The organism is Thiohalocapsa sp. ML1 (assembly GCF_001469165.1).
Classification (GTDB): domain Bacteria; phylum Pseudomonadota; class Gammaproteobacteria; order Chromatiales; family Chromatiaceae; genus Thiohalocapsa.
In genome coordinates, this window is record NZ_JABX01000008.1 from 1 (window position 1) to 26,254 (window position 26,254).

The 26,254-nt window shown below is 70.1% G+C and carries 18 protein-coding genes; 10 read left to right on the forward strand and 8 right to left on the reverse strand.

What is annotated here, in order from left to right:
* The first annotated feature begins 885 nt into the window (after window positions 1-885).
* Window positions 886-2,160, forward strand: coding sequence for a nucleoside transporter C-terminal domain-containing protein (locus ML01_RS06635; RefSeq protein WP_058554622.1), 1,275 nt, complete (start codon window positions 886-888; stop codon window positions 2,158-2,160).
* A 219-nt stretch (window positions 2,161-2,379) separates the two neighbouring features.
* On the opposite strand, the gene ML01_RS06640 is transcribed toward ML01_RS06635, so the two are convergent.
* Window positions 2,380-3,351 carry a lytic transglycosylase domain-containing protein gene (locus ML01_RS06640; RefSeq protein WP_254045155.1) on the reverse strand — a complete coding sequence of 324 codons (972 nt, stop codon included), beginning with the start codon at window positions 3,349-3,351 and terminating at the stop codon, window positions 2,380-2,382.
* Window positions 3,352-3,823: 472 nt separating this feature from the next.
* Here ML01_RS06640 and ML01_RS06645 point away from each other — a divergent pair, with 472 nt between their 5' ends.
* The 3 genes from ML01_RS06645 to ML01_RS06655 all read left to right on the forward strand — a co-directional run bounded on the left by ML01_RS06645 (window position 3,824) and on the right by ML01_RS06655 (window position 7,448).
* Window positions 3,824-4,810, forward strand: coding sequence for a hypothetical protein (locus ML01_RS06645; RefSeq protein ID WP_371258188.1), 987 nt, complete (start codon window positions 3,824-3,826; stop codon window positions 4,808-4,810).
* A gap of 268 nt (window positions 4,811-5,078) precedes the next feature.
* The gene (locus ML01_RS06650) at window positions 5,079-6,185 is read left to right on the forward strand and encodes an ATP-grasp domain-containing protein (RefSeq protein ID WP_254045156.1); all 1,107 of its coding nucleotides are present in this window, start codon (window positions 5,079-5,081) and stop codon (window positions 6,183-6,185) included.
* A gap of 336 nt (window positions 6,186-6,521) precedes the next feature.
* Window positions 6,522-7,448, forward strand: coding sequence for an isoaspartyl peptidase/L-asparaginase family protein (locus tag ML01_RS06655; RefSeq protein WP_058554742.1), 927 nt, complete (start codon window positions 6,522-6,524; stop codon window positions 7,446-7,448).
* A 64-nt stretch (window positions 7,449-7,512) separates the two neighbouring features.
* Here the strand turns inward: ML01_RS06655 and ML01_RS06660 are convergent, their stop codons facing one another.
* The 5 genes from ML01_RS06660 to smc form a co-directional block, all read right to left on the reverse strand.
* Complete coding sequence (locus ML01_RS06660) at window positions 7,513-8,337, reverse strand: carbonic anhydrase (protein ID WP_082674027.1); 825 nt, start codon at window positions 8,335-8,337, stop codon at window positions 7,513-7,515.
* Window positions 8,338-8,348: 11 nt separating this feature from the next.
* Window positions 8,349-8,627, reverse strand: coding sequence for a hypothetical protein (locus tag ML01_RS06665; protein WP_058554625.1), 279 nt, complete (start codon window positions 8,625-8,627; stop codon window positions 8,349-8,351).
* Between the two features lie 195 nt (window positions 8,628-8,822).
* Window positions 8,823-11,129 carry an NAD-dependent DNA ligase LigA gene (ligA, locus tag ML01_RS06670; protein ID WP_058554626.1) on the reverse strand — a complete coding sequence of 769 codons (2,307 nt, stop codon included), beginning with the start codon at window positions 11,127-11,129 and terminating at the stop codon, window positions 8,823-8,825.
* Between the two features lie 15 nt (window positions 11,130-11,144).
* Window positions 11,145-11,897, reverse strand: a complete 753-nt coding sequence (locus ML01_RS30110) for a cell division protein ZipA C-terminal FtsZ-binding domain-containing protein (RefSeq protein WP_058554627.1) — start codon at window positions 11,895-11,897, stop codon at window positions 11,145-11,147.
* Window positions 11,898-11,999: 102 nt separating this feature from the next.
* Complete coding sequence (smc, locus tag ML01_RS06680; protein ID WP_058554628.1) at window positions 12,000-15,506, reverse strand: chromosome segregation protein SMC; 3,507 nt, start codon at window positions 15,504-15,506, stop codon at window positions 12,000-12,002.
* A 637-nt stretch (window positions 15,507-16,143) separates the two neighbouring features.
* Here smc and ML01_RS06685 point away from each other — a divergent pair.
* Together ML01_RS06685 and ML01_RS06690 are read left to right on the forward strand one after the other, a co-directional pair.
* A complete protein-coding gene (locus ML01_RS06685; protein WP_058554629.1) occupies window positions 16,144-17,127 on the forward strand; it encodes a Uma2 family endonuclease in 984 nt (327 codons plus the stop codon).
* A 422-nt stretch (window positions 17,128-17,549) separates the two neighbouring features.
* The gene (locus tag ML01_RS06690; RefSeq protein WP_058554630.1) at window positions 17,550-18,407 is read left to right on the forward strand and encodes a Uma2 family endonuclease; all 858 of its coding nucleotides are present in this window, start codon (window positions 17,550-17,552) and stop codon (window positions 18,405-18,407) included.
* A 100-nt stretch (window positions 18,408-18,507) separates the two neighbouring features.
* On the opposite strand, the gene ML01_RS06695 is transcribed toward ML01_RS06690, so the two are convergent.
* Window positions 18,508-19,494: a recombination-associated protein RdgC gene (locus ML01_RS06695; RefSeq protein WP_082674028.1), complete on the reverse strand. Its 987-nt coding sequence runs from the start codon at window positions 19,492-19,494 to the stop codon at window positions 18,508-18,510.
* Between the two features lie 127 nt (window positions 19,495-19,621).
* Entirely contained in the window at window positions 19,622-20,713 is a 1,092-nt protein-coding gene (amrS, locus tag ML01_RS06700; protein WP_058554631.1) for an AmmeMemoRadiSam system radical SAM enzyme, read from the reverse strand.
* A 138-nt stretch (window positions 20,714-20,851) separates the two neighbouring features.
* Between amrS and amrB the strand changes: the two genes are divergently transcribed.
* The 4 genes from amrB (at window position 20,852) to ppsA (ending at window position 26,226) form a co-directional block, all read left to right on the forward strand.
* On the forward strand, window positions 20,852-21,688 hold the full coding sequence (gene amrB, locus ML01_RS06705; RefSeq protein ID WP_371258189.1) for an AmmeMemoRadiSam system protein B: 837 nt from the start codon (window positions 20,852-20,854) through the stop codon (window positions 21,686-21,688).
* Window positions 21,681-22,280, forward strand: a complete 600-nt coding sequence (gene amrA, locus ML01_RS06710) for an AmmeMemoRadiSam system protein A (RefSeq protein WP_254045157.1) — start codon at window positions 21,681-21,683, stop codon at window positions 22,278-22,280. Before amrB ends, amrA begins: the two co-directional genes overlap by 8 nt.
* A gap of 81 nt (window positions 22,281-22,361) precedes the next feature.
* Window positions 22,362-23,675 carry an HlyC/CorC family transporter gene (locus tag ML01_RS06715; protein ID WP_058554634.1) on the forward strand — a complete coding sequence of 438 codons (1,314 nt, stop codon included), beginning with the start codon at window positions 22,362-22,364 and terminating at the stop codon, window positions 23,673-23,675.
* 181 nt (window positions 23,676-23,856) lie between these two features.
* On the forward strand, window positions 23,857-26,226 hold the full coding sequence (gene ppsA / locus ML01_RS06720) for a phosphoenolpyruvate synthase (RefSeq protein ID WP_058554635.1): 2,370 nt from the start codon (window positions 23,857-23,859) through the stop codon (window positions 26,224-26,226).
* Window positions 26,227-26,254 lie beyond the last annotated feature (28 nt).

A 26,254-nucleotide genomic window follows, 5' to 3' on the forward strand; every position in this document is an offset into this window, starting at 1 on the left:
CCGGGCTTCCGTCACTGTCGCTCTCGTAGTCTTCATTTGATGTCCGAGGTGTTGACGGGAGTGACTGGAGTGTTGACTGATAGGGGTAGGGGAGGCTTGCGCCTCCCCTCCCTCCGAACCGTGCGTGCGGTTCTCCCGCACACGGCTCTCCGGTCGGTTGGTTCCTCATCGGGATTGGCGCGCCCGGGCATGGGCTGCGGTCATGGTGAACAGCCCGTGGTGAGCGAAGAAGGCATTCGGCCAGCGCCGATACTTGCCTCCTTTGACCCCGAAGACCCAAGGCCGCCAACATCCGCTCGCTCCACACCGATGGCTCCACCCACGTCCACGTCTGTGGATCATGAGGATCGTATGCTTGTTTAGCCGTCTCCGGCACTGACGCACTCGGCATCTCGCCTCCATCTTCATGGCATTCACGGATCAACCTTCCTGCCCACCTTCGCTCGGCGCGACGCAGTTACCTTCGGCTACCGGGCCTTGGCATACCCGGACACGGACTTACACCGTGCTGACAATGCGCCCTCACGGGCGTACGAGCGCCGGCTTTCCAGCCGGCTCGGCGCCGTCGCGGCTTGATGCCGCGTCGGCGTCGCCTGGGCCGGCACAAGGGCGCAAGCGCGGTCGCCCGCCCGGCGGCGCGGTATGGGTAGTCGCCCTGCTCCAGCGCAGTCGATCGCACGCCGGGGGCATCGAGCCCCGGGCGCGCGAAGCCGGCTGAAAGCCGGCGCTCCCAGTCTCGCTGTCCAGACCGATGTTGTGGGGATACCTCAGCCCCTAACCGCAGTCGGCCCCACCGGCGAGCCGGCCCGCATGGCGCCCAGCGATGGCGTTAAACTCCACCTCCCTACTCGCAACGCCCCCACCCCAACGCCACCGAAACAACCGATGATGGACCTCACGGTGCAGCTCGGACGCGGCGCGCTCGGCATCGGCGCGCTGCTCGGCATCGCCTGGCTGCTGAGCGAGGACCGCCGCGCCATCAGCGCCCGACTGGTGCTGGCCGGGCTCGCGCTGCAAATGCTGCTCGCGCTGCTGCTCTTGAAGCTGCCAGGGGCGCGGCAGTTGTTCGGCGCCATCAACGAGCTGGTGCTCGCGCTGAACCGCGCCACCGAGGCCGGTACGAGCTTCGTGTTCGGCCACTTGGGCGGTGCCGCGGCGCCCTACGAGATGGCCTACCCGGAGAACAGCTTCGTGCTCGCGTTCCGCGCGCTGCCGCTGGTGCTCGTCATCGGTGCGCTCGCCGCCGTACTGTTCCACTGGCGGGTGCTGCCGGTGGTGGTGCGCGGCTTCGCGTGGCTGTTGCAGCGGACGCTGGGCGTCGGCGGTGCGCTCGGGCTTGGGGCCGCGGCCAACGTCTTCATCGGCATGGTGGAGTCGCCGCTCTTGATCAAGCCCTACCTCGGCGCAATGAACCGCGGCGCGCTGTTCGCGCTGATGACCACGGGCATGGCCACCATCGCCGGCACCGTCATGGTGCTGTACGCGACGCTGCTCGGCGACGCGGTGCCGAACGCGCTGGGCCACATCCTGACGGCGTCGCTGGTGAACGCACCGGCCGCACTCGTCATCGCGGGCATCCTGGTGCCGCAGTCGCGCGCCTGTGCCAACGGCTCCCCGCAGGACGAGCTGCCGGCGCTGAACCTGGGCTACGCGGGCACCATGGACGCCATCACCCGCGGTGCATTGGATGCACTCCCGCTGATGCTGAACATCATGGCCATGCTCATCGTGATGGTCGCGCTGGTGAGCCTCGGCAACGCCGCGCTGGCGCTGCTGCCGCAGGTCGGCGATGCGCCGCTGACGCTGCAGCGCATGCTGGGTTGGGCCTTCGCGCCGGTGGTGTGGCTCATCGGCATCCCATGGCAGGAGGCCACCGCTGCGGGCCAGCTCATGGGCATCAAGACGGTGCTGAACGAGCTGCTCGCGTACCTGGAGCTGGCGCGGCTGCCGGCGGAAGACTTAAGCGAGCGCAGCCGGCTCATCATGACCTACGCCCTGTGCGGCTTTGCGAACTTCGGCAGCCTCGGCATCATGATCGGCGGCTTGGGCGCGCTGGCGCCGACGCGGCGGGCAGAGGTGGCCGGGCTCGGGCTGCGATCGATCCTCGCCGGGACGCTGGCGACGCTGCTCACCGGCGCCGTGGTGGGCATGCTGCTGTGAGCGGCCATCGGGGCCCGCTTAGTGACGGTTCAAAAACAACTCAAACACCTGTGTCGCCAAAGCCGAGGGCATCGACGACTGAAAAGGAACTACGAAACACGCGAAAAGCGCGAAAAATGCTCGGCCACCCGCCGACCTTTTCGTATGTTTCGTGTTTTTCGTAGTTAGAAGAAGTTGTACACCTTATTTTTGAGTCTTCACTTAGCAGGCCGGTGCCGGTCAGTTGGTCGCGGAGACGGGCCGTTCGAGCACGAACATCGGTTTGCTCTCCGGACCCACGTCGTGCGCGGACGGGTCGAGCGCCCGGTCGCTCAGTGACGGCCGGACCTTGAGGGACAGTGTCGACAGGTCTGCGCGGCGCATGCGCCGTGCCTGCTCCCGCGGCGTGAGGCGCCCGGCATAGCGGCCGCCGGCTGCGCTGCGGCTACCCCCGCCCGCGCTGGCCATGGTCGGCGTCAACGTGATGCCGGTGATCTGTCGGGCCTGGTCCGAATAGGCGCTGACGCCCTTGGTCTGCAGATAGTTGCTGAGCACGGTGTGGGTGTAGCGCTGCGTCTCCGCGAAGCGCACGAAGCCGCCGTGACGCTCCAGCGCACCCTCGCCCGCGTTGTAGGCCATCACGGCCTTGCCGATGCCGTAGCGCGACACCAGGCGCTTTAGGTGCCGCGTGCCGATGCGCACGTTGGTGCTCGCATCGAACAGCGCCGACACCGACTGCACGCCGTAGTCCGCCGCGGTGGCCGGCATGAGCTGCATCAGCCCCACGGCGCCGGCGGGGGAGACCGCATGCGCGTTGTAGCCGGACTCCGCCCGCACCACCGCGTGCACCAGCGCGCGATCGAGGCCGTTGCGCGCGGCATGGGTCTCGATGAGCTTGTTCACCGCGGCACGCCCCGGCCGCGACTTGCTCGGCGGACGCGGCAGCGCCTTGCGCTCGGGCGCCGCTGGCGCAGCGGCGCCCGCGCCGGCGCCCTTGCGCTTGGCATCGGCGGCCGTAGCGGCGCCCGCGCCCTTGAGCTTGGCATCGGCAGCCGCAACGTCCGCACGCGCGTCGCCGATATGAAACACGGCGGATATGGCCACCGCGGACAGCAACAGGAGCGTCGCGCGCAGGCCGCGGCGACGCGGTTCCGTGGCCATGACTGCCGCAACACCCGCAGCGGTGGATTCGGTCGATTCGGGTCGGTTCATGCGCTTCGCCTGTTGCACCCGCGTCGCTGTGGCGGAAAATGGGTAGACGGCGTGTACAAAGGGATGAACGGCACCGCACCCAAGACGCCCGATAATAATCGCTCCGATGCAAAGAACCAAGTTTTTTCAACTGGTTGCCGCACGGTTCGAATACTGTTTGCACAGTTGCAACCGCGCACTTCCCGCGCCCAAAATGGCGCCACTGCCTTAGAATTGGCGTTGGCGCAGAATGCTTGCAGAGCCATCAAGCCCCGTGGCGCTGCCGCGATCGCGGAGCGAAGGGGCCCCGGGCTTAAAAGACCAAGCGTGCGCGAAGGCGCAGCCGAGCCGCCCATCACGCCCTCGCCGCTTGGCCCGGTTGCTGCACGGAGCGCGTTGACCGAGACGGCTCCCGGTCCCTGTCGGCCTGCGGCGCCGCCTGATCAGTCTTCCCGCCAGCCAACACCGCCGCGCCGGAGCGCCGCCACCCAGCATGCAGAGCGAGGCCCAGAACCCAAGCGCCGACCAGCGCTCCCGGCAGCCGACCGTCGCCGATGACGGGGCGCCCGAGAACGGCACCATGGCCGAAGTGGACGGCCGGACCTGCATCTTCACCGACGGCTACTGGATCAAATACTACGAGCCACCGCCCGAGACCCTGGCCGCCAAGAAGGCGCTGATCGAGGCCCTGACCCGCCGGCTGTTCAACCACGTCGAGCACGGCATCAACATCCCGGGTTTCCGCTTGGCGGAGGCCCGCGCCGCCTACGAGCGCGAGACCGAGCCCGATCGCAAGCGCGTCAATGGTGCCATGCTCGCCGGCGCCCTGTTCAACCGTGCGGCCACCATCTTCACCAAGCTCGTGGAGCTGCAAGAGGATGGCGTCCAGGTGGAGCCGGACGACGCGCTGATGCACGAGTGCGGCCAGTACCTGCTGGAGGCGCTGGAGCTCGGCCGGCTGGTGCGCCACCGCGGCGGCGACGAGGGTATCGACGAGCTCTGGGGCGAGCCCTTCAAGGCCTTCAGCCAACCCATCGCCGCCTTCTACGAGAGCCGCTACGTCAAGATTGCGCTGACCATGCGCGACATCGACCGCATTACCGCGACCATCGCCGCGACCTTCGAGGGCAGCAGGCAGTTGCCGGAGCTGCGCCCGCTCCTGGACGACCTCGCCGATACCGCCAAGCGCAAGACCGAGACCTTGCGCACGGACCCCATCATTTTCAGCGTCTGGCCCGCCTTCGTCGTTGCCAGCGACCGCTTGAAACGCGTCCAACCCCAACTGCCGCCGGCCCCGACGCCGCGGGACATCCACGAGGCCCAGGAGGCGAACCGCATCCTGAAGGCCGGCACCGCGCTGGTGAGCCACATCGTTCGCGCCCGGGTGCCGATGCCGAAGAGCACGCGGGACCTCATCGATAAGTGCGACCGCTTTCGGCGCACCTTCCTGGAGCCACAGGGCTCGACACCGTCCGCCTGAGGGCCAGCGCACGCTGTAGCGTAACCGCACGGACGGCCCCGTTTTGGTGCAGCGGCGACGGGCAGCGCACCGCGGCAAAGCCCCAGCGCGGCGCAGCGGCGGACCGACAAGGGCAGGCATCGCCGAGCATGGCGCCTCGGCCCTTGGCGCCGCGGCGGGCGACCTGCCGCCGCAGCGCAAATGATTGATGGCATTGATTTTGCTTAACCGTGCGCACGGAGGGTTCCGCGACCGCGGGATCTGCACAGCAGTGTGCGAGGGCACAGCCTTGGCAGAACCGACCACCACGGGCCGGCAGCGGCGTATCCTGAACCACGACATCATGGGCTGCACCGCCGATGGCGTCGTGGGCAACCACCTGTATTCGGGGCGTGCGCTTGCCGTGAGCGAGCCCGGCGACCTGATCCAGCTCCACCCGGACCTAGCCGGCCAGTGGGAGCACGTCACAGCGCATTACCGGCGCATCGGCCTGCGTCACAGCGATGCGGTGCTTTGGGACCTGAGCCATGCGCGGCTCGCGGAGCGCCCGGACTATGAGCTGTCCGTGTTCTTCTTCGGCGCCGACGAGCACGCGGCCCGCCCGGACCCGGGCTGGTTCCACGCCGTGCAGGCCATCAATTCGAAGAACACCTTCATGTCCCTGGCGGCGGAGCTCGGCGTGCCGGTGCCGCTGACAACGCCCTTCGAGCGCGCCGGCGACATCACGGCGGCGGACATCGCAGCCGCGCCCTGCCCCTGCTACATCAAGGCGGCGCTGTCGGTGTCCGGCATCGGCATCCATCGCTGCGCCGACGCCGCCGAGCTGCGTGCGGCCATCGGCCGGTTCGCACCGGACACCCCGGTGCAGATCCAGGAAGAGGTCGTCACCGACTGCTTCCTGAACCTCCAGTACAGCGCCACCGAGAACGGTCCCGCGCGGCACGCGGCCACGGAGCAGGTGCTAAACGGCTTCGTGCATCAGGGCAACCGCCACCCTGCCGCGCATGCCCCCTGGGAGGCGGTGGAGCCGATGGCACACTGGCTGCATGCCGAGGGCATGCGCGGCGTGTACGCCTTCGACGTGGCCGTGGTCGGCGACGCCGCGGCGCCGCGCTTTCTCGCCATCGAATGCAATCCGCGTTACAACGGCGCCAGCTATCCCACGGCCGTCGCGCACAAGCTTGGCATCGCGCATTGGCTCGCGAAGGCCTACGCAACCCGGCACCGCACCCTCGCCGACCTCGACCTCACCGGCATCGAGTACGACCCCGACACCGGCACCGGTATCGTGCTGGTCAATTGGGGGCCGATCCTCGTGGGCAAGCTCCTGGTGCTGCTCGCGGGCAGCCCGGAGCAGCAGCAAGCCTTGGAGCGGGTCCTGCTGCAGCGGCTCTAGCGGGCGGAGCCTTCGCACCCACAAGGGTGGGAAGGACCGCCTTGAGCAACCCGTTCCTGGCCGCAATCTCCCTCATGGTCGGCGTCCAAAGAACGCCGTCTTCATCGAAATCGGTATCGGTATCGGTATCGGTATCGGTATCGAAATCAAAATCGCGCATCTAATCGCGATAGATGTTCTGATCAACCGATCGAAAAGACGGTAGACGTCGCGCTTCTCGTGGCCCGGTGTCGTGTCGATCGCGAAAGCGATTTCGATAGCGACAGCGATTTCGATAGCGATTGCGCACCCGTAAACCGCCGCGCCAAGGTCAGCCACGCCAAGGTCAGCCACGCCATGCACGACAGCTTCTCCCTCATGGTCCACGGCGGTGCCGGGGCCCTCGACAACGTCCAGGACGAGCGCACGGCCGTGCGCTATCTCGAGAGCATCCGCGTGGTGTTGGAGCACGGCCGCTCCATCCTGGAGCAGGGGGCGAGCGCCACCGAGGCCGTGGAGTCCTGCGCATCGCAGTTGGAGGACGACCCGCTGTTCAACGCCGGCTGCGGCTCGGTGCTGAACGAGAACGGCAAGGTGGAGATGGACGCCGGCATCATGGACGGGCGCGATCTCGCCGCCGGTGCCGTTGCCGCCATCGGCAACATCGCGAACCCCGTGCAGCTCGCGCGGCTCGTCATGGACGGCAGCGAGCACGTGCTCCTCATCGGCGACGGCGCGCTGCGCTTCGCCGAGCACTGCGGCATGAAGCTGACGCCGGACCATTACTTCTTCACGCCCGACCGCATCCGGCAACTGGAGCAGGCGCAACTGCGCGGACGCATCATGCTCGACCACGACGCGGACGGCGACGCACAGAAGTACGGCACCATCGGCGCCGTCGCCCGCGACCGCGCCGGCAATCTGGCTGCCGCCACGTCCACCGGCGGCATCGTCAACAAGCGCATGGGGCGGATCGGCGACTCTCCCATCATCGGCGCCGGCGTCTACGCCGACAACGAGACCTGCGCCGTCTCGGCCACCGGCTACGGCGAGGAGTTCATGCGCACGGTGTTCGCCAAGACCATCGCCGACGCCATCCAGTTCACCGGCGTCGATGCCGCCGGCGCCGTGGCCTACGGCATCGGTTATCTCACCCGCAAGGTGCGCGGCCGCGGCGGCGTTATTTGCATCGACGCGGCCGGCCGCTGCGCGAGCGGCATGACAACACCGAGAATGGTCCACGGCTGGATCGAGCACGGCGGCGAGACCCTGTGCCGGTTCTGATGGCGCTTCGCGCCGCGCTGCCCGTAATCCGGCACCGCGCCGGTGGCCACTCGGGCGATGCTGTTCAGGGCAGGCAGGCCTTGGTCACGCGCCGGTTGCCGAGGCGTTGCAGCGGCCGGTTGTTCGGTCCCACCAGTGCCGCGAGCTGGCGCAGGTCGGCGGTGGCCACCTCCACCGGCGTGCTCAGCACGTACCAGTGCACGCCCTCGGTGCAGGGCGGCCGGGTCAGCGAGCCGATGTAGGCGAAGTAGTCCTTGCGGCCCGGCAGCAGAAAGGTCGGATTGACGCCGACGTTGCGGCCATAGAAGGTGCCGCCCGACTCGCGCGGCGCATGCGCCAGCACGCGGCTCAGCACCTGGTTCACGCGTAGGCCCGCCACCAGCGGCACCGCGACCACGGCGATATCGCCGCGGTTGTTCGCGTGGATGAGCTGCACCTCGGCGTCCGCCGCAACGCCGTCGATGACGTGCTCCGAGGGCACGTGAAAGCGGACCTCGACCAGCTCATAGCTCAATCCCTCGACGACGAGAAAGCTGCCCCGGTCGTAGCCCAGGCGCAGTGCGCGGCCGTCGTTGGTCACGTACAGCGAGCTGCTGCGATAGCGAAACCGCAGCGGCTCGCAGGCCGCGTGCACCGCGACGGCCTCGGTCAGCTCCACCGGCGATTGCTTCTCGCCGCCGCCGCAGGCGCCAAAGGCCGGGTCCAACTCGGCCCAGCGCTCCGGCCCCTTCTCGCCGCTGTAGGTCCAGGTCGGCATCGCCCCCGGGTCGGGTGTCGAGATCCGGTTCTGCCAAGCCGCAGCCGACGTCGCTGCGAGCGCGAGCGCAGCGCCGACAACGATGGCGGCACGCGGCAGCGGGCGCAGGGATAGGGGCAAAGACCGGGGCATGGAGCGGCGAATCAACCTTTGTCCCGGGGACGCTTGAGCGCGGCGATGGGCACCACCTGCGCGGCCTGCGGCTCGTCGGCGTAGTACGGGCGCTCGCCGCCGCGGCCGTCCTGGTCCGCGAGCTCCTTTTCGCGGGCGGAGATCAGCGCCAGGCACTGGCGCACGTCCTGGATGGTGTTGTTGGACAGCGGGTGCTGCATCCCGGGCGGCGGCGTCACGTCCTTGATGATGGCGGCGAGCGTCTTGCGCATCGCCAGCAGAATCTGCTGCTCTTGACTGAGCTCGTGCATGTGGGTCCTCCCCCGTGATGTGCTGTTCGGTTGGCCGGCGACGCGGCGCCCGCGTGCGGCAGAGCTGGGCTTGACTCGGCCAAGACCCGCCGGGCTCGGGTCTCCGGGCCTGATGGGCGTCGCCACGGCCTGTAGGGTCGGGGCGGCGGGGGCATTATTCATCGCTCGCGCGGCCGCGGAAAGCGACCCCTTTGGTCAGGTATCGACGGCGGCGGGCCGGTAGGCACCGTCCGTCAGCGCCGCGAGCCCCGCCTCGTCGAGGATGGCGACGCCGAGCGCTTCGGCCTTCGCCCGCTTGGAGCCTGCCTCGACGCCGGCGAGGACGTAGTCCGTGCTCCCGGACACGCTGCCCGTGACCTTGGCACCCAAGCCCTCCAGCATGCCCTTCACGGCGTCCCGCGGGCGGCTCAGCGTGCCGGTGATGACAATGGTCTTGCCCGCGAGGGGCGCGGCAGCGGCGTCGGAGGTCTCCGTGCCGGCCGCGGCGGGCGGTGCTTCCCAACGGATGGCGCCGATGCTCGGGTCCAGCAGCTTGTCGATGACCTCGCGGTTGTGCGGCTGTTGGAAGAAGCTCGCGATGTGCGCGGCGACAATGGGGCCGACGCCCTCGACGCGGCTGCGCTTGCCGCCCGTGAGCTCGGCGACCTGCGCCCGGCGCAGCGCCGCCGCGTCCGGCCAGCGCTCGGCGATGCGCGCCGCCTGCGGGGCCCGCAGCAGGCCGAGCCCGGCGAGCCAGTCCGCCAAGGGCTCGTCGCCGGGCGCGGCGTCCGGATGGGCCGCGAGCCAGTCCAGCAGCGCGGTCGCGGTCTTCTCGCCGACGCCCTCGATGCCCGGCTCGTCGTGGAGCAAGCCGTCCAGGCCGGCCTGCATCAGCGGCTCAAGGTCGCGGAAATGCGCCGCCAGCGCCGCCGCGGTCGCCTCGCCCACCTCGCGGATGCCGAGCGCGTAGATGAAGCGCGCGAGCGTCGTGCGGCGGCTGCGGTCCAGCGCGTCGAGCAGGTTCTGCGCGGACTTTGCGCCCATGCGATCGAGCCCGGCGTAGTCGTCGAGGCCGAGCCGGTAGAGATCCGCGGGATCATGCACCAGGCCCTGATCCACCAACTGCTCGATCAGCTTCTCGCCCAGGCCATCGATATCCATCGCCCGCCGCGCGGCGAAGTGCTTCAGCGCCTCCTTGCGCTGCGCGGCGCAGCTCAGGCCGCCGCTGCAGCGGGCCACCGCCTCGCCGTCGGCGCGGATCACATCCGAGCCGCAGACCGGGCACTGCGCCGGCAACTGCACCGGCTCGGTGCCGGCCGGGCGCAGCGACTCGACCACCGCGACGACCTCCGGAATCACGTCGCCGGCGCGCCGAACCATGACCGTGTCGCCGACGCGGACGTCCTTGCGATGCACCTCGTCGATGTTGTGCAGCGTCGCGTTGGAGACGGTGACGCCGGCCACGTCCACCGGCTCCAGTCGCGCCACGGGCGTGACGGCGCCGGTGCGCCCGACCTGGAACTCGACCGCGCGCACGACGGTCTGCTCCTCCCGCGCCGGATACTTGTAGGCGATGGCCCAGACGGGGTCGCGCGCGCGAAAGCCGAGCGCGCGCTGCGCGGCGATATCGTTGACCTTGAAGACGACGCCGTCGATCTCGTAGTCGAGCGCGTCGCGGCGCGCGCCGATGCCGCGGTGGTAGTCGATGCAGCCCTCGGCGCCGCCGACGACGCGGGACTCCGGCGACACCCGCAGCCCCCAGGCGCGGAAGGCCGCAAGCGCATCGCTCTGGCTCGGACCCAGCTCCCCGCCCTCCACGGCGCCGAAACCGTAGCAGAACATGGTCAGCGGCCGGCCCGCGGTGACGGCGGGGTCGAGCTGGCGCAGGCTGCCGGCGGCGGCGTTGCGGGGGTTCTTGAACGGCGACTGGCCGGCTGCGAGCATCTCGGCATTGAGCCGCGCGAAGGCCGCCAGCGGCAGGTAGACCTCGCCGCGAACCTCGATGAGCCGCGGCCAGCCGCTACCGGAAAGTCGCAGCGGCACGGCGCCGATGGTGCGCACCTGTGCGGTCACGTCCTCGCCGACGCTGCCGTCGCCGCGGGTGGCGCCGCGCACGAGCACGCCGTCTTCGTAGAGCAGGCTGATGGCGAGGCCGTCGAGCTTCGGCTCGGCGACATAGTCGACGCGGTCCACGCCCAGATCCTTGCGGATGCGGCGGTCGAAGTCCTGAATGTCCACGTCGGTGCGGGCGTTGCCGAGGGAGAGCATCGGCACCCGGTGGCGGGCCTCGGCAAAGCGCTCGCCGGGCGCGGCGCCCACCCGCCGCGTCGGTGAATCGGGCGTGCAGAGCTGCGGGTGGGCCGTCTCCAGCGCCTGGAGCTCACGGAACAGCCGATCGTACTCGGCGTCGGTGATCTCCGGATCATCGAGGACGTAATAGCGATGGTTGTGATGGTGCAGCGCCCGGCGCAGCTCGGCGGCACGCTGCACCGCAGATTCGCTTGCCTCCGGGGGGGCGCTCACGGCCTAGCGCGGTCCTTAATCGCCGCCGTGCAGCAGGGCGCGGACCCGGGCGCGCAGGGCCTTGGCATCGGCATCGCGCAACGGCTCGCGCCGCGGGCCGCGGATGTCGCCGCCCAAAAGCTCCGCCATGACGCGCGCGGCGTCGAGCATCTCGTCGAAGACCATAAGATCGCTCGGCTCGCCGCGGAACTGCCCGAACACGGCAAGCCCGGGGCTCGCGAACTCGCTCATGTCGTCAAACGGGAAGGTGCCGGGCTTGACCAGGTTGGCCATGCTGAACAGGGGCTCCGCATCCGGCTCGTCGCCGCGGGTGCGATGGAAGATGTCCATCTCGCCGGGGTGAAGGTTGCAGCGCTCCGCCGCGCTCAAGATCTCGTCACCCGCGAAAGCGCCACCGGCGCTGGTGATGTAGAGCTGGATCAACAGCTCATCACGGGCCGGCTCAGCGGGCTCTGTTGAGGCTTCGTCCGCATCGTCGTCATAGGACGCATGGTCGTCCCAATCGGCTTGCGGCGCCGTGCTCGCCTCGGACGCATAGGCATAGCCGAGGGCGGTGCCGCCCTGGTCGAGCTCGTCGTCGGTGAAGCGCCCGATGTTCGGCTCGTACTTGGTCCCGGTCGTGGCGCGCTTGGGCTGCGGGGCTCGGCGGCGGCTGCGGACGCGCGGCCGTTCCGCGCCTTCGGCACGCTGGCGCTCCCAAAGATAGAGCGCGATCAGGAACACGGCCCCGATGACCACGAGAATCAGGCGCAGTGTCGCGGCATCCATTCGGTGCCCTCCCCCAGGCTGACTTGCTGACTTGCTCTAATGCGCGGGCGCGCATCGCCGGCCGCAGTATATCAGCGCGCCCCGGCGTCGGTCGGCGCCGGCTCAGGAGATCGCGGCCAGCTTTGCCGCCTCTTCCACATCGACGGACACGAGCCGCGAGACACCGGGCTCATGCATCGTGACGCCGATGAGGTGGTCGGCGATCTCCATCGTCACCTTGTTGTGGGTGATGAAGATGAACTGCACCTGGTCCGACATGGAGCGCACCAGCTCGCAGAAGCGCCCGACGTTGGCGTCGTCGAGCGGCGCGTCCACCTCGTCCAGCATGCAGAAGGGCGCCGGATTGAGCTGGAAGATCGCGAACACCAGCGCGACCGCCGTCAGCGCCTTCTCGCCGCCCGAGAGCAGATGGATGCTCGCGTTCCGCTTGCCGGGCGGGCGCGCCATGATCGTCACGCCGGTGTCGAGCAGGTCCTCGCCGGTGAGCTCCAGATAGGCGTGCCCGCCGCCGAAGACGCGCGGAAAGAGCTGCTTCAAGCCCTGGTTGACGCGGTCGAAGGTGTCCTGGAAGCGCGAGCGGGTCTCGCGGTCGATCTTGCGGATGGCGGACTCCAGCGTCTCCAGGGACTCGCTGATGTCCGCGTGCTGCTCGTCCAGGTAGCGGATGCGCTCGGACTGCTCGCGAAACTCGTCGATGGCCGCGAGGTTGATGTTGCCCAGGCGCTCGATGCGGGCCTGCACCTGCGCGAGCGCCGCCTCGTGGGCCGCGCTGGTGGCGGTGGCGTCGAGACCGGCCACGAGCCCGGCCATGGCGCCGCCGCGCGCGGCGAGCTGCTCCTCCAGCGTGCGCCGGCGGACCAGCCGCTCCTGGCGCTCCAGACGTTTCGCGTCCAGCTCCGACTGCACCCCGGCGATGTCCTGCTCCACGCGCTGGCGGCGCTGCTCGGCCTCGCGCACCGCTTGGTCGAGGGACTCCATCTGCTCGCGTGCGGCGCCGAGCTCGGCCTCCACCTCGAGCCGCAGCGCGAGCTGCTCGTCGCGCTGCTCGCGCTGCTCAGCGATGGGCTCCGCGGCCTCGGTCAGCGCCTCGATCAGCTCGTCGCGGCGCTCGGTGAGGGCCTCCAACTGGCCCGCGGCGCGCTCCAGTTGATCTTTGAGCGCGGTGGCCGAGGTGCGGCGGGTCTCGATGGCGACCGTCAGCCGCTGGCGCTCATCGCGCAGCGCCGTCTCCGCGGCGCGGGCCTCGGCGACGCGCCCGCGCAGCGCATCGCGCTCGACCCCGAGCGCGGTGCGCTCGGCGGCGAGCCGGTCGGTCTCTTCCAGCGCCGCGTGCAGGCGCTCGCGGGCGCCGTCGATCTCGTCGGCGGCCTCGCCACGCCCCTCGATCAGCTCCTGGAGCTCCTCATCCAGCGTCGCGACGCGCTCGCGCATGTGCTCCAGGCGCGAGCGCCCGGCGCCGAGCTCGGCATCGAGCGCGGCGCGCTCGCGGCTCAGCCGGCTCACGGTGTCCAGCGCATCGTCGCGGGCCTGCTCCAGGCCCCGGCGGCGCTCGGCGAGCGCATCGTGCTGCTCGACCAGCGCGGCGATCACCTGCTCCAGCTCGTCGATCTCGCCATGCAGGGCCCGCAGCGCCTCGGCCCGCGCCAGGGTGCCCGCGACCTTGGGCCCGTCGCCCGGGCGCTGCAGCCAGTCGCGGCCGACCTGGGCGCCGTCGCGGGTGACGATGCGCTCGCCGGGGCCGAGCTCGCCGCGCCGGGACAGGGCCTCGGGCAGCGTGTTGGTGATGCGGATGCCGTGCAGCAGCCCATGCAGCGGCCAGGGGCAGCGGACCTTGGCCGCGAGGCTATCGGCGGGCGGGTCGCGGGGGTCCGGATCGTGCCGCAACCCGGGCCCGAGCAAGCCCAGGGGGCCGCAGTCGAGCTTGGGACCATGGGCGTCGAGATCGGCGACGCAGAGCGCGGCGAGCATGTCCGCGAGCACGGCCTCGGCGGCGGCCTCCCAGCCGGCGTCCACCTCGATGCTGTCCACCAGCCGCGGCACGTCGCCGAGGCCCTGCGCCTCGACCCACAGCCCGACGGCGTCGTCGCCGTGCTCCAGGGCGGCGTCCTGCAGGGCCTCCAGCGACGCCTGCCGGCCGCGGCAGGTCTGCAGCTCCGTGCGCGCGGCGTCCAGGCGGGCGGCGACGGCCGTGCGCTCCTCGTCCAGCCGGCGCAGCCAATCGGCGCTCTCGGCCTGGGCATCGGCGGCGGCGGCGATCTGCTCGTCCAGCGCCTCGGAGCGCTCGGTGAGCTGCACGAGGCGAGCGCTGAGCTCGGTGGTGTCGAGCTTGGCGCGGTCGTCGGCGATGCGCGCGGCGCGCTGGTCGGCGCGGGCGATGCGCCGCTCCAGGTCGTTGATGCGCCCGCGCTCGCTCTGCGCGCGCTCGGTGGGGCCGCCTGGGCCCTCCTGCAGGGCGTCCCAAGCGGCCTGCCAGGCGTCGAGGCGCTCCTCGGCGGCGCCGACCTCGTCGCCGGCCGCGGCCATGCGCTCGGCGAGCTCAATCAGTGCCGGCTCGTCGCGCGCCAGCTCCGCCGTCAGCTCGGTAAGCCGCGCCGTGTCCCGCTCGCGATGGTCCTCGGCGCCGGCCAGCTCGCCGCGCACCCGCGCCAGCTCCGACTCCTGGCGGGTGCGGTTCTCGTCGGCGAAGCGGATGGCCTGCTCCAGCCGCGCGATCTCGGCACCGACGGCGTACCAGCGGCCCTGCACGGTGTTGAAGCCCTCGGACGCCTCCGCGTGGGCGTCGCGGTCCGCCTCGATCTGCGCCTCCAGCCGGCGCTGCTCGGCGCGGCGGCGCTCCAGGTCGATGTCGAGCTCGGCGAGCGCCCGGTCGCGCTGCCCGAGATCATGATCCAGCTCGCGCCAGCGCAGCGCGATCAGCTCATCCTCCAGCGTGCGCTCGTCCTGCTTGAGCTTGCGGTACTTCTCGGCGGTCTCGGCCTGGCGCTCCAGGTGCTTGAGCTGCTTGCCGACCTCATCGCGCAGGTCGTTCAGGCGGTCTAAGTTCTCGCGGGTGTGGCGGATGCGGGTCTCGGTCTCGCGCCGGCGCTCCTTGTACTTGGAGATGCCGGCGGCCTCCTCGATGAAGAGCCTGAGCTCATCGGGCTTGGCCTCGATGAAGCGCGAGATCATGCCCTGCTCGATGATGGCGTAGCTGCGCGGCCCCATGCCGGTGCCGAGAAACAGATCCTGGATGTCGCGGCGCCGGCAGCGAGCGCCGTTCAGAAAATAGGCCGACTGGCCGTCGCGCGAGACCTGGCGCTTGACGGCGATCTGGGTGAACTTCGCAAACTCCCCGCCGGCACGGCCCTGGCTGTTGTCGAAGGTCAGCTCAATGCCGGCCATGCCGACCGGCTTGCGCCCGGTACTGCCGTTGAAGATGACGTCGGCCATGGACTCGCCGCGCAGCATCTTCGCCGAGCTCTCTCCCATCACCCAGCGCACGGCATCGATGACATTGGACTTGCCGCAGCCGTTCGGCCCTACAACACCGACCAGATTGCTCGGGAAAGGCACCGTGGTTGCGTCCACGAAGGACTTGAACCCGGTCAGTTTGATTTTTTCCAGCCGCATTGAAGAAAAGTTTGAAGTTTGAAGAGTGAAGTTTGAAGGCTGGAGCGCGAAGGGTGAAGTTTGAGGCTTGGCGTTGGAAGTTTGAAGGCGGGACGGGCGCAGTATGACGGGCGACGCGCGAAGAAGCGCGGCGCAGATGGGGCAAGTATGGCCTCGCGACACCGCTCCAGCGGTGTCGCGCATCTGCGGGCGCTCCCGCGCCCCGTGCCCAGGCTAGGGGCCGATGCGTCGCCTGGTCGCAGCGCGGCAGAGCCGCGAAGAGCTGGTGCCGCGCGCGATCAGCCGGCTAGAGATGGCCTCGCGACACCGCTCCAGCGGTGTCGCGCATCTGCGGGCGCTCCCGCGCCCCGTGCGCGGGCTTCGTCCGCTGGCGCCGGTCTAACCTCTAGAAACGCGCCTGGAAGCGCCCGAATTGAGGCCCCCTGCCGACAACCTTGAGCAGGCGGACCCGTGCGACAGAGCCGCTGGGGCCGAAGCGCTGACGCTGATCCGCAGCGCGGGGCCACCGACGAGACGATGCGCGCTGAGGCCGCCAGCCCGGCGTGCGGGCGCTCCCGCTACTGCTCGCAAGCCGAAGCCATGATTCGGCGCCTGTGCTAGGCTCTTTGGCACAGTTTCCAGCCTTTTTTCTGCCGTCATGACCCACAGCGCAGCGACCGAGCCCGCGCCGGTCCGCACCAAGGCCTATCCCGCCCCCGACGACGCCATTGAGCCCCGCTCCGAGGACGGCCGCCGCGTGTCGGAGGCGGACTACTGGGCCGAGTACTACCAAGCCGCGGACATCTGCTACGAATGGAACAACGGCCGGCTGGAGGAGAAGCCCGTGTCGAGCTGGGACACCATCGCCGTCTACAAGTGGCTCATGGGTCTGCTGGAGCACTTTCTTAAGGTCCACCCCATCGCCGACTGGGTGGTGCTGGACATGGGCTTTCGGCTCGCGCTGGCTGAGAAGACCGTCATCCGCCGGCCGGACTTGGGTGTGGTCCGCCGGGACAATCCCGAGCCCTTGCGCTCCGGCATGGCCTCCTATCCGGGCGTGTTTGACCTCTGCATCGAGGCCTTGTCCGACCGGCGCCAGCGGGACATTCGCCGCGACACCGTCACCAAGCACGGCGAATACGCCGGCGGCGGCGTGCCCGAGTATTACATCCTCTCCCACCGCGACGAGCACCAGGCCTTTTACGCCCTGGACGCAGCCGGCCACTACGTGCCGCTGCCGGCAACCGACGGCATCATCCGCTCGCGGGTGCTGCCCGGCTTCCAGTTCCGCCAACGCGACCTCTGCGCGCAGCCGGACTGGGACAGCCTGCGCGCCGACCCGGTTTACGCGGGCTTCGTGCTGCCCGGCTGGACCGCGGCCGAGCAGCGCGCCGCGGCCGAGGCCGCGCGTGCCGGGCTCGCGACCGAGCGCGCAGAGACGGAGGCCGCACGCGCAGAGGCCGAGGCGGCACGCGCGGAGCTCGCGACTGAGCGCGCAGAGACGGAGGCCGCACGCGCCGAGACCGAGGCCGCGCGCGCCGAGCTCGCGACCGAGCGCGCCGAGACCGAGGCCGCCGCGCGCCGACAGGCCGAAGCGGAGCTTGCTCGGTTGCGCGCGCAGATCGCCGCATCGAAACAGTAAGCGCCGTTCGGGGACGTCGCTGCGCTGCCGGTGCTCCCGCGGGCTCCCGCGGGCTCCCGCGTCACGCTAGGCGCGGCCGTTTTCGGGGGGATACAACGAGCGCAGCCAGCAGGACGAGGACCACCAAGGCAGCGGTCGGGAGCCACGGTCCGTAGCTCAGGGGCGGCGATGCTCTGCCCGATGTCGGGGGCTTGCGCGGTTGGCGCCGTGCCGCGGATCGGCCGAGTCGCGTTCACGGGGAATGGCCGACTCTAGGCGGACGCGGCCTCATCCTTCGGGTACCGGGCCTTTTGGCAAGACGATGCGCGCTGAGTCCGCCAGCCCGGCGTGCGGGCGCTCCCGCTACTACTCGCAAGCCGAAGCCATGATTCGGCGCCTGTGCTAGGCTCTTTGGCACAGTTTCCAGCCTTTTTTCTGCCGTCATGACCCACAGCGCAGCGACCGAGCCCGCGCCGGTCCGCACCCAGGCCTATCCCGCCCCCGACGAGGCCATTGAGCCCCGTTCCGAGGACGGCCGCCGCGTGTCGGAGGCGGACTATTGGGCCGAGTACTACCAAGCCGCGGACATCTGCTACGAATGGAACAACGGCCGGCTGGAGGAGAAGCCCGTGTCGAGCTGGGACACCATCGCCGTCTACAAGTGGCTCATGGGTCTGCTGGAGCACTTTCTTAAGGTCCACCCCATCGCCGACTGGGTGGTGCTGGACATGGGCTTTCGGCTCGCGCTGGCTGAGAAGACCGTCATCCGCCGGCCGGACTTGGGTGTGGTGCGCCGGGACAATCCCGAGCCCTTGCGACCCGGCATGGCCTCCTATCCGGGCGTGTTTGACCTCTGCATCGAGGCCTTGTCCGACCTGCGCCAGCGGGACATTCGCCGCGACACCGTCACCAAGCACGGCGAATACGCCAGCGGCGGCGTGCCCGAGTATTACATCCTCTCCCATCGCGACGAGCACCAGGCCTTCTACGGCCTGGATGCGACCGGCCGCTACGTGCCGCTGCCCATCACCGACGGCATCATCCGCTCGCGGGTGCTGCCCGGCTTCCAGTTCCGCCAACGCGACCTCTGCGCGCAGCCGGACTGGGACAGCCTGCGCGCCGACCCGGTTTACGCGGGCTTCGTGCTGCCCGGCTGGACCGCGGCCGAGCAGCGCGCCGCGGCCGAGGCCGCGCGTGCCGGGCTCGCGACCGAGCGCGCAGAGACGGAGGCCGCCGCGCGCCGGCAGGCCGAAGCGGAGCTTGCTCGGCTGCGCGCAGAGATCGCTGCGTCGAGACAGTAGGCGCCGCTGGCTGGCGGCCGGGCGAGCGCTCGACTGCGGCGCCGGGGCAGAGCACCGGCACCGGCAGCCGAGGACGCTGGGGACGTCGTGCTCGCGGGGCTCAGAACGGCGGCGTCGCGTCTTCCAGGGCAGCGTCCGCGGCCGGCGCGACGGGCTTCGGCGGGGCGACGGGCTTCGGCGTTGCCGCCTCGCCGGCGGGCGCCAGCGCCGCCTCCAGACAATCCAAGAGCCCGCGCAGTTGCGCCGTCATGAGGGTCATCTCGGCCTCGAAGCGCAGCGCAGGGTCCTCATCCTCGGCACCGTCCATGGCCTGCTCCAAAAGCTCGTCCTCGAAGCGCAGGCGCTTGAGTGACAAGTCATCTGCAAGCACCAGGGACAGCGCGTCCTGCCAGTTGAGCCCGATGGCCGCCACCTGCATGCCGGTGTCGATGTGCGCGCGTACCTCCGGCGAGCCCAAATCCATCCCGCGGCAGCGCACGACGGCACCCTTCTCGGCCGGATCGCGCAGCTCGCACTGATCCTCCAGCGTCAGGCCGGCGGGCGGCTCGCCGGTGAGCACCCAGGCGGTGAAGCGCTCGGCGGCGGCGGTGGCCGCAAGCGGCGTCGCCGGCAGCGAGCCCAGGCTCTGGCGCAAGAGCGACAGCACCTCCTCGGCGAGCTTGTCGGAGGCTGCATCGATGACCACGCGGCCGGCCTGCGGGTCGATGAGGGCCGGGATGACGCGCGAGCGCGTGAAGGCCTGCGGCAGCATCTCGGCGAGCAGCGCGTCGCGCAACTGGCCGCGCTCGCGGCGGGTCACATCGCGGCCTTCGGTCTGCTCCAGCTCCGCCGCGCGCTCCGCGACGGCCTCGCTCACCACCGACGCCGGCAGCAGCCGCTCCTGCCGGCGCGCCGCCACCAGCAGGCAGCCGTTGACGGCATGCGTGAGCATCTCCGCCTGGGGCCCGAGCGGCGGCGCCCAGCCTATGGTCGCGGCCTCCAGCGGGCCGCAGCCGCGAAAGGCCTTCTCCGAGAGCCGCTCGTGCAGGCCGAGCTGGTCCAGCTCGAAGGGGGTGTTGAGCCGATAGGCCCGGGCGTTCTTGAACATCCGCTGCTCCCGCGCAAAAGCGCCGGATTATCCGGGTCCGCGCGCCCTGCGGCAAACGGTTCCGCCAAGCGACCTCGACGCGGGCTGCCCTCGACGGGGGCGCGTTGCTCGCGCGAGGCCGGGCCGGTCAGGCCGCCGCGGCCATCACCCCTGGCGACAGCGGCAGCCGCCGCGTGCCCCAGTGGCCGGGCTCGGCCTCGAAGACACCGGCGCAGGGCGTGCCGCAGTGGCCGCAGCGCCCGTCGGCGGTGAGGCCCCAACGGCCGAGGCGATACCAGTCGCGCTCGATCAGCAGCTCGCCGCAGGCATGGCACCAGGTGCTGCCGCCGTCGCCGTCGTGCACGTTGCCGGTGTAGGCGTAGCGCACGCCCTCGGCCATGGCGATCTGCCGGGCGCGGGTCAGCGTCGCGGGCGGTGTCGGCGGCAGGTCGCGCATGCGGTAGTCCGGGTGAAAGGCGCTGAAGTGCATGGGCACGTCCGGCCCCAAGTGCGCCACCACCCAGGCGGCCATGCGCGCGAGCTCGGCGTCGCTGTCGTTGTGGCCGGGGATGATCAGCGTGGTCAGCTCCAGCCAGACGTCGGTTTCGTGGCGGATATACTCCAGCGTCTCCAGCACCGGACCCAGATGGGCACCGCAGAGCTTGTGGTAGAAGTCGTCGGTGAAGCCCTTCAGGTCCACGTTGGCCGCGTCCATGCACGCAAAGAACTGCTCCCGCGCCCCGGGCGAGATGTAGCCCGCCGTGACGGCGACGTTCTTGATGCCGAGCGCCCGGCAGGCGTCGGCCGTGTCGCAGGCGTACTCCAGAAAGATCACCGGGTCGTTGTAGGTGTAGGCGACGCTGCGGCAGCCGTGCGCGGCGGCGACCCGGGCGATGGCTGCGGGCGCCGCCTCGGCGGCCAGCGTGTCCATCTCGCGCGACTTGGACATATCCCAGTTCTGGCAGAAGCGGCAGGTCAGGTTACAGCCGGCGGTGCCGAAGGACAGCACCGGCGTGCCGGGCAGAAAATGATTCAGCGGCTTCTTCTCGATGGGGTCGATGCAGAAGCCGCTGGAGCGCCCATAGGTGTAGAGCACGACGGCGCCGTCCTCGGCACCGCGCACGAAGCAGAGCCCGCGCTGGCCGTCCTTCAGCGCACAGGCGCGCGGACAGACATCGCACTGCACACGCCCGTCGTCGAGGCGGTGCCAAAGCTCGGTGGGATGGGCGGCGGCGGTCATGGCAAGCCCTCCTAATGTTCAAGGCGCGGGCGCAGCGGCGCGTCGCGCGCGCTAGAATTGAAACGAGGCTGCGGGACGATCGAGATCGCCCGGCGCTGCTGCCGGGCTTTGCCGAGCCCGCACCCTGTCTTTTGAAGTATGGTCCCAACCAACCAGGGCGGTGGTCCCTATCGAGCCATGACGAACATTCGCCGCCCCGCGGTGGCGGGGCTCTTCTATCCGGACGACCCGAGCGAGCTGCGCCGGGCGGTCGCGCAACTGCTCGCTGCCGCCAACGCGGCAACGGCAACGGGCGACCCGACTCGGCCCAAGGCACTCATCGCCCCGCACGCGGGCTACGTCTACTCCGGCCCGGTCGCCGCCAGCGCCTACGCGCGGCTCGGCGACGCCGCCGACATCCGCCGGGTGCTGCTGCTCGGTCCGGCCCATCGGCTGCCGTTTCGTGGCATCGCTTATCCGACGGCCGATGCGTTCGCAACGCCGCTCGGCGACGTGCCCGTAGACCAAGACGCCATTGCCACAATCGCGGACCTGCCGCAGGTGACTCGGCTCGACCGCGCCTTCGACGGCGAGCACTGCCTAGAGGTGCAGCTACCGTTCCTGCAGATGCTGCTTGGCGATTTCCGCATCGTGCCGCTGGTGGTGGGCGAGGCGACCGGCGAGGAGATCGCAGCGGTGCTGGAGCAGCTCTGGGGCGGACCCGAGACGCTCATCGTCATCAGCTCCGATCTCAGTCATTACCTGGACTACGACAGCGCGCAGGCGATCGACGCGCAGACGACCGCGGCCATCTGCGGCCTGCACCCGGAGGCCATCTCGACGCGCCAGGCCTGTGGCCGCAACCCCATCGCCGGCCTGCTCACGGCCGCGCGCCGGCACGCGCTGCACGCGACGCCGCTGGATCTGCGCAACTCCGGCGACACGGCGGGGCCGCGGGACCGGGTCGTCGGCTATGGTGCCTACGGCTTTGCCTGAGACCGACCAAGCCGCCGAGGACGACGCCGACGCGCCGTTGTCGGCGGCGCATCGCCGGCACCTGCTCGACATCGCCCGCGGCGCCATCCGCCACGGACTCGACACGGGGCGCCCGCCGACGCTCGACATCGCAGCGACGCCCGCGGCCCTCAGGGTGCCGCGCGCCGCCTTCGTGACGCTGGAGATCGACGCGCATCTGCGCGGCTGCATCGGCCATCTGGAGGCGGTGCAACCGCTGGTGCTCGATGTCGCCGACAACGCCTTTGCCGCGGCCTTCCGCGACCCACGCTTTCCGCCGCTGCGGGCGCCCGAGCTTGCAGCGCTCGCGATCAAGATCTCGATCCTGACGCCGGCCACACCGCTCAGGTTCGCGGACGAGGCGGACCTCATCGCCCGCTTGACGCCCGGCGTGGACGGCCTGATCCTCGCCGACGGCCCGCACCGCGGCACCTTCCTGCCGTCGGTCTGGGAGCAATTGCCGGAGCCGCGGCAGTTTCTGCGCCGGCTGAAGGAAAAGGCCGGGCTGCCCGCCGACCACTGGAGCGATGCGCTTGCGGTCTTTCGCTATCGCACCGAGTCCTTCGGCGACTAGCCGGGGCGCGGCGCCGAACCCAACCCGAATCCCGCAACCCTCCCCAGCCTCCCCACCGCCGAGCCGCAGAGCACGCCCGCCTTGAGCCAGATTCCCATTGCCGAACTCCTGTCGCTCGTCGCGCTGTTGGCGCTGTCGGGCTTCTTCTCCGGCTCCGAGACGGCGCTGATGACGCTGAACCGCTACCGATTGCGGCATCGGGCGGACCAGGGCCACCGCGGCGCCAAGCTCGCGCGCAAGCTGCTGGACCAGCCGGACAAGCTGATCGGCCTCATCCTGCTCGGCAACAACTTCGTCAACATCCTGGCGTCGTCGCTGGCGACGGTGATCGCAATCAAACTGGGCGGCGAGGGCGCCATCGCCATCGCCGCCGGCATCCTGACGCTGGTGATCTTGATCTTCTCGGAGGTCACGCCAAAGACGCTGGCGGCGCTGCACCCGGAGGCCATCGCCTACCCGGCCGCCTACGTCTACACCGTACTGCTGAAGGTCTTGCAGCCCGTGGTCGTGGCCGTCGCCTTCATCACCAACGGCCTGCTCAAGCTCCTGGGCGTGCGAACGGACGCGGCGGAGGGCTCGGCGCTGAGCCGCGAGGAGCTGCGCACCGTCGTCATCGAGGCCGGCGCCATGATCCCGGAGCGCTCGCGGGACATGCTGGTCGCGATCCTGGACCTCGAGAACGCGGTGGTCGAGGACATCATGATCCCGCGCAACGACGTGGAAGGCATCGACCTGCAGGACCCGCCCGACGAGATCGTCGCGGCCATCAAGCGCGCGAGCTACACCCGGCTGCCGCTGTTCGACGGCGGCATCGACAACGTCATCGGCATCTTCCACACGCGCAACACCATCGGCATCCTGGAAGGCGGCGAGGACATCCGCGAGAAGCTCCGTGCCATCGCCCGGCCGCCCTATTTCGTGCCCGAGGGCACGCGGCTGTATCGGCAGCTCATCGCCTTCCAGCGCGCCAAGCGGCGGGTTGCGCTGGTGGTGGACGAGTACGGCGACTTCCAGGGGCTCATCACCCTGGCGGACCTGCTGGAGGAGATCGTCGGCGAGTTCACCACCGACCCGGCCGACGCTTATCCTGAAATCCACCGCGCCGACGACGGCAGCCTACTCATCGACTGCAGCATCCACATCCGCGAGCTGAACCGTGCCATGCGCTGGAGCCTGCCGCAGCATGGCCCGAAAACCCTGAACGGGCTCATCATCGAGTACTTGGAGACCATTCCCCAGCCCGGCACCAGCCTCCGCCTCTACGGCCATCCGCTGGAGATCCTGCAAACGGACGAAACGGCGGTGAAGACGGTGAAGTGCCTGGAGCGCACGCCCGCGGGCTCGGCGCTGCCCGGCGCGGGCGACCGGGCACACGCGGCGCAGGCCAGGCCGTGAGCGCGAGCGCGAGCGCCTGCCGGCGGGTCCGACGCCGACAGCGCCGCTTGCGCCTCAATGGTCACCATTGACACCCATCGTCTTCTCCCTAGGCCAGTGGGGGGTATATTGCCGGGTTACTTCCAAAGGGTTGCGAATCCGTCACGGGCGCGCCCCACCACCGTTCCTGAGGCACGCTGCGATGACCGAGACCGTACGTTGGCTTTCCGAGCTGGGCATGGGCGACGTGCCTATCGTTGGCGGCAAGAACGCATCCCTGGGCGAGATGATCCAACACCTGACGGCCGTGGGCGTGCGGGTGCCGGGCGGCTTCGCGACGACGGCAGAGGCGTATCGGGAGTTCCTGTCCGCGAGCGGCCTCGCCGAGCGCATCGCGGCCGAGCTGGCCACCCTCGACGTCGACGACATCGCGGCACTGAGCGAGGCCGGCCCGAAGATCCGCGGCTGGATCATCGAGCAGCCCTTCCCGCCCGGGCTCGATGCCGACATCGAGGCCGCCTTCAGCGCCCTGGTCGGCCAGGCCGGCAACGACGGCGCGTCCTGGGCGGTGCGCTCGTCGGCCACGGCCGAAGACCTGCCGGATGCGTCCTTCGCCGGCCAGCAGGAGACGTTTCTCAACGTGCAGGGGCTGGAAAGCGTCAAGCGCGCCATCCGCGAGGTCTTCGCGTCGCTGTACAACGACCGCGCCATTGCGTACCGGGTGCACCAGGGCTTCGCGCACGCCGACGTCGCGCTGTCCGCCGGCGTGCAGCGCATGGTGCGGAGCGACCTGGCCGCGTCGGGCGTGATGTTCACGCTCGACACCGAGTCCGGCTATCGGGATGCCGTGTTCATCACCGCGAGCTATGGCCTCGGCGAGATGGTGGTTCAGGGCGCCGTGAACCCCGACGAGTTCTACGTGCACAAGCCGACGCTGGCCGCCGGCCGCCCGGCCATCCTGCGCCGCAGCGTCGGCGACAAGGCGATCCGCATGGTCTACGCCGCCCCCGGCTCGCACGAGCCGGTCCTGACGGAGGACGTGCCGGCGGCGGACCGCGGACACTTCAGCATCACCGACGCCGAGGTCGAGGACCTCGCCCGCCAGGCGCTGCTGATCGAGCAGCACTACGGCCGGCCCATGGACATCGAGTGGGCGAAGGACGGCACCGACGGCCTGCTCTACGTCGTGCAGGCCCGCCCCGAGACCGTCCAGAGCCGCTCCGGCCAGGTCATCGAGCGCTACATCTTAAAGGGCAAGGGCGAGGTGCTCGCCACCGGGCGCAGCATCGGGCACCGCATCGGCGCCGGCCGGGCGCGGGTGGTGGACTCCATCCGCGACATGGCCGACGTGCAGCCGGGCGACGTGCTGGTCACGGACATGACGGACCCGGACTGGGAGCCGGTCATGAAGCGCGCCGCCGCCATCGTCACCAACCGCGGCGGGCGCACCTGCCACGCCGCCATCATCGCCCGCGAGCTCGGCGTGCCCGCCGTGGTCGGCTGCAACAACGCCACGGACAGGATTCAGGACGGCGCCGAGGTCACCGTGTCCTGCGCCGAGGGCGACACCGGCTTCATCTACGAAGGCGCCCTGCCCTTCGAGCACAAGACCGCAGAGCTCGACAAGATGCCGGAGGTGCCGGTCAAGATCATGATGAACGTCGGCAACCCCGAGCGCGCCTTCGCCTTCGCGGCGCTGCCGAACGCCGGCATCGGCCTCGCGCGGCTGGAGTTCATCATCAACAACAGCATCGGCATCCACCCGAAGGCGCTGTTGGAATTCGACAGCCTGCCCGAGGACCTCAAGGCGCAGATCGCCCCGCGCATTGCGGCCTACCCGAGCCCGCGGGAGTTCTACGTCATGCGCCTGGCCGAGGGCATCAGCACGCTGGCGGCGGCCTTCGCGCCGAATCCGGTCATCGTGCGCATGTCGGACTTCAAGTCCAACGAGTACGCCAACCTCATCGCCGGCAAGCGCTACGAGCCGGAAGAAGAAAACCCGATGATCGGCTTCCGCGGCGCCGGCCGCTACGTCGCCGACGGCTTCCGCGAATGCTTCGCGCTGGAATGCGAGGCGCTGCGCTACGTGCGCAACGACATGGGCCTGACCAACCTGCAGATCATGGTCCCCTTCGTGCGCACACTCGGGCAGGCCAAGGCCGTCACCGAGGCGCTGGCCGAGCAGGGGCTACGCCGCGGCGAGAACGGCCTCAAGCTCATCATGATGTGCGAGCTGCCGTCCAACGCCGTGCTGGCCGAGCAGTTCCTGGCCTATTTCGACGGCTTCTCCATCGGCTCCAACGACATGACCCAGCTCACGCTCGGCCTCGACCGCGACTCGTCCCTGGTCGCCGAGGCCTTCGACGAGCGCGACCCGGCCGTCAAGGCGATGCTGTCCATGGCCATCCGCGCCTGTCGCGACGCCGGCAAGTACGTCGGCATCTGCGGCCAGGGACCCTCGGACCACGCCGACTTCGCCGACTGGCTGGTCAAGCAAGGCATCGAGAGCGTCTCCCTGAACCCCGATACCGTCATCGACACCTGGCTGTATCTGGCCGAGCGGGCCGACTGAGGTTGAGTGTCAGAAAGGCCGGCCCTCG

Bases quoted from the DNA above. Each gene is read 5' to 3' on its own strand.
- amrB (WP_371258189.1), top strand. From the start codon at position 20,852: ATGGTCCCAACCAACCAGGGCGGTGGTCCCTATCGAGCCATGACGAAC.
- ML01_RS06645 (WP_371258188.1), top strand. From the start codon at position 3,824: ATGCAGAGCGAGGCCCAGAACCCAAGCGCCGACCAGCGCTCCCGGCAG.
- ML01_RS06665 (WP_058554625.1), bottom strand. From the start codon at position 8,627: ATGCACGAGCTCAGTCAAGAGCAGCAGATTCTGCTGGCGATGCGCAAG.
- ppsA (WP_058554635.1), top strand. From the start codon at position 23,857: ATGACCGAGACCGTACGTTGGCTTTCCGAGCTGGGCATGGGCGACGTG.
- ML01_RS06640 (WP_254045155.1), bottom strand. From the start codon at position 3,351: ATGAACCGACCCGAATCGACCGAATCCACCGCTGCGGGTGTTGCGGCA.
- ML01_RS30110 (WP_058554627.1), bottom strand. From the start codon at position 11,897: ATGGATGCCGCGACACTGCGCCTGATTCTCGTGGTCATCGGGGCCGTG.
- ML01_RS06655 (WP_058554742.1), top strand. From the start codon at position 6,522: ATGCACGACAGCTTCTCCCTCATGGTCCACGGCGGTGCCGGGGCCCTC.
- ML01_RS06695 (WP_082674028.1), bottom strand. From the start codon at position 19,494: ATGTTCAAGAACGCCCGGGCCTATCGGCTCAACACCCCCTTCGAGCTG.
- ML01_RS06635 (WP_058554622.1), top strand. From the start codon at position 886: ATGATGGACCTCACGGTGCAGCTCGGACGCGGCGCGCTCGGCATCGGC.
- amrS (WP_058554631.1), bottom strand. From the start codon at position 20,713: ATGACCGCCGCCGCCCATCCCACCGAGCTTTGGCACCGCCTCGACGAC.
- ML01_RS06685 (WP_058554629.1), top strand. From the start codon at position 16,144: ATGACCCACAGCGCAGCGACCGAGCCCGCGCCGGTCCGCACCAAGGCC.
- smc (WP_058554628.1), bottom strand. From the start codon at position 15,506: ATGCGGCTGGAAAAAATCAAACTGACCGGGTTCAAGTCCTTCGTGGAC.
- ML01_RS06660 (WP_082674027.1), bottom strand. From the start codon at position 8,337: ATGCCCCGGTCTTTGCCCCTATCCCTGCGCCCGCTGCCGCGTGCCGCC.
- ML01_RS06690 (WP_058554630.1), top strand. From the start codon at position 17,550: ATGACCCACAGCGCAGCGACCGAGCCCGCGCCGGTCCGCACCCAGGCC.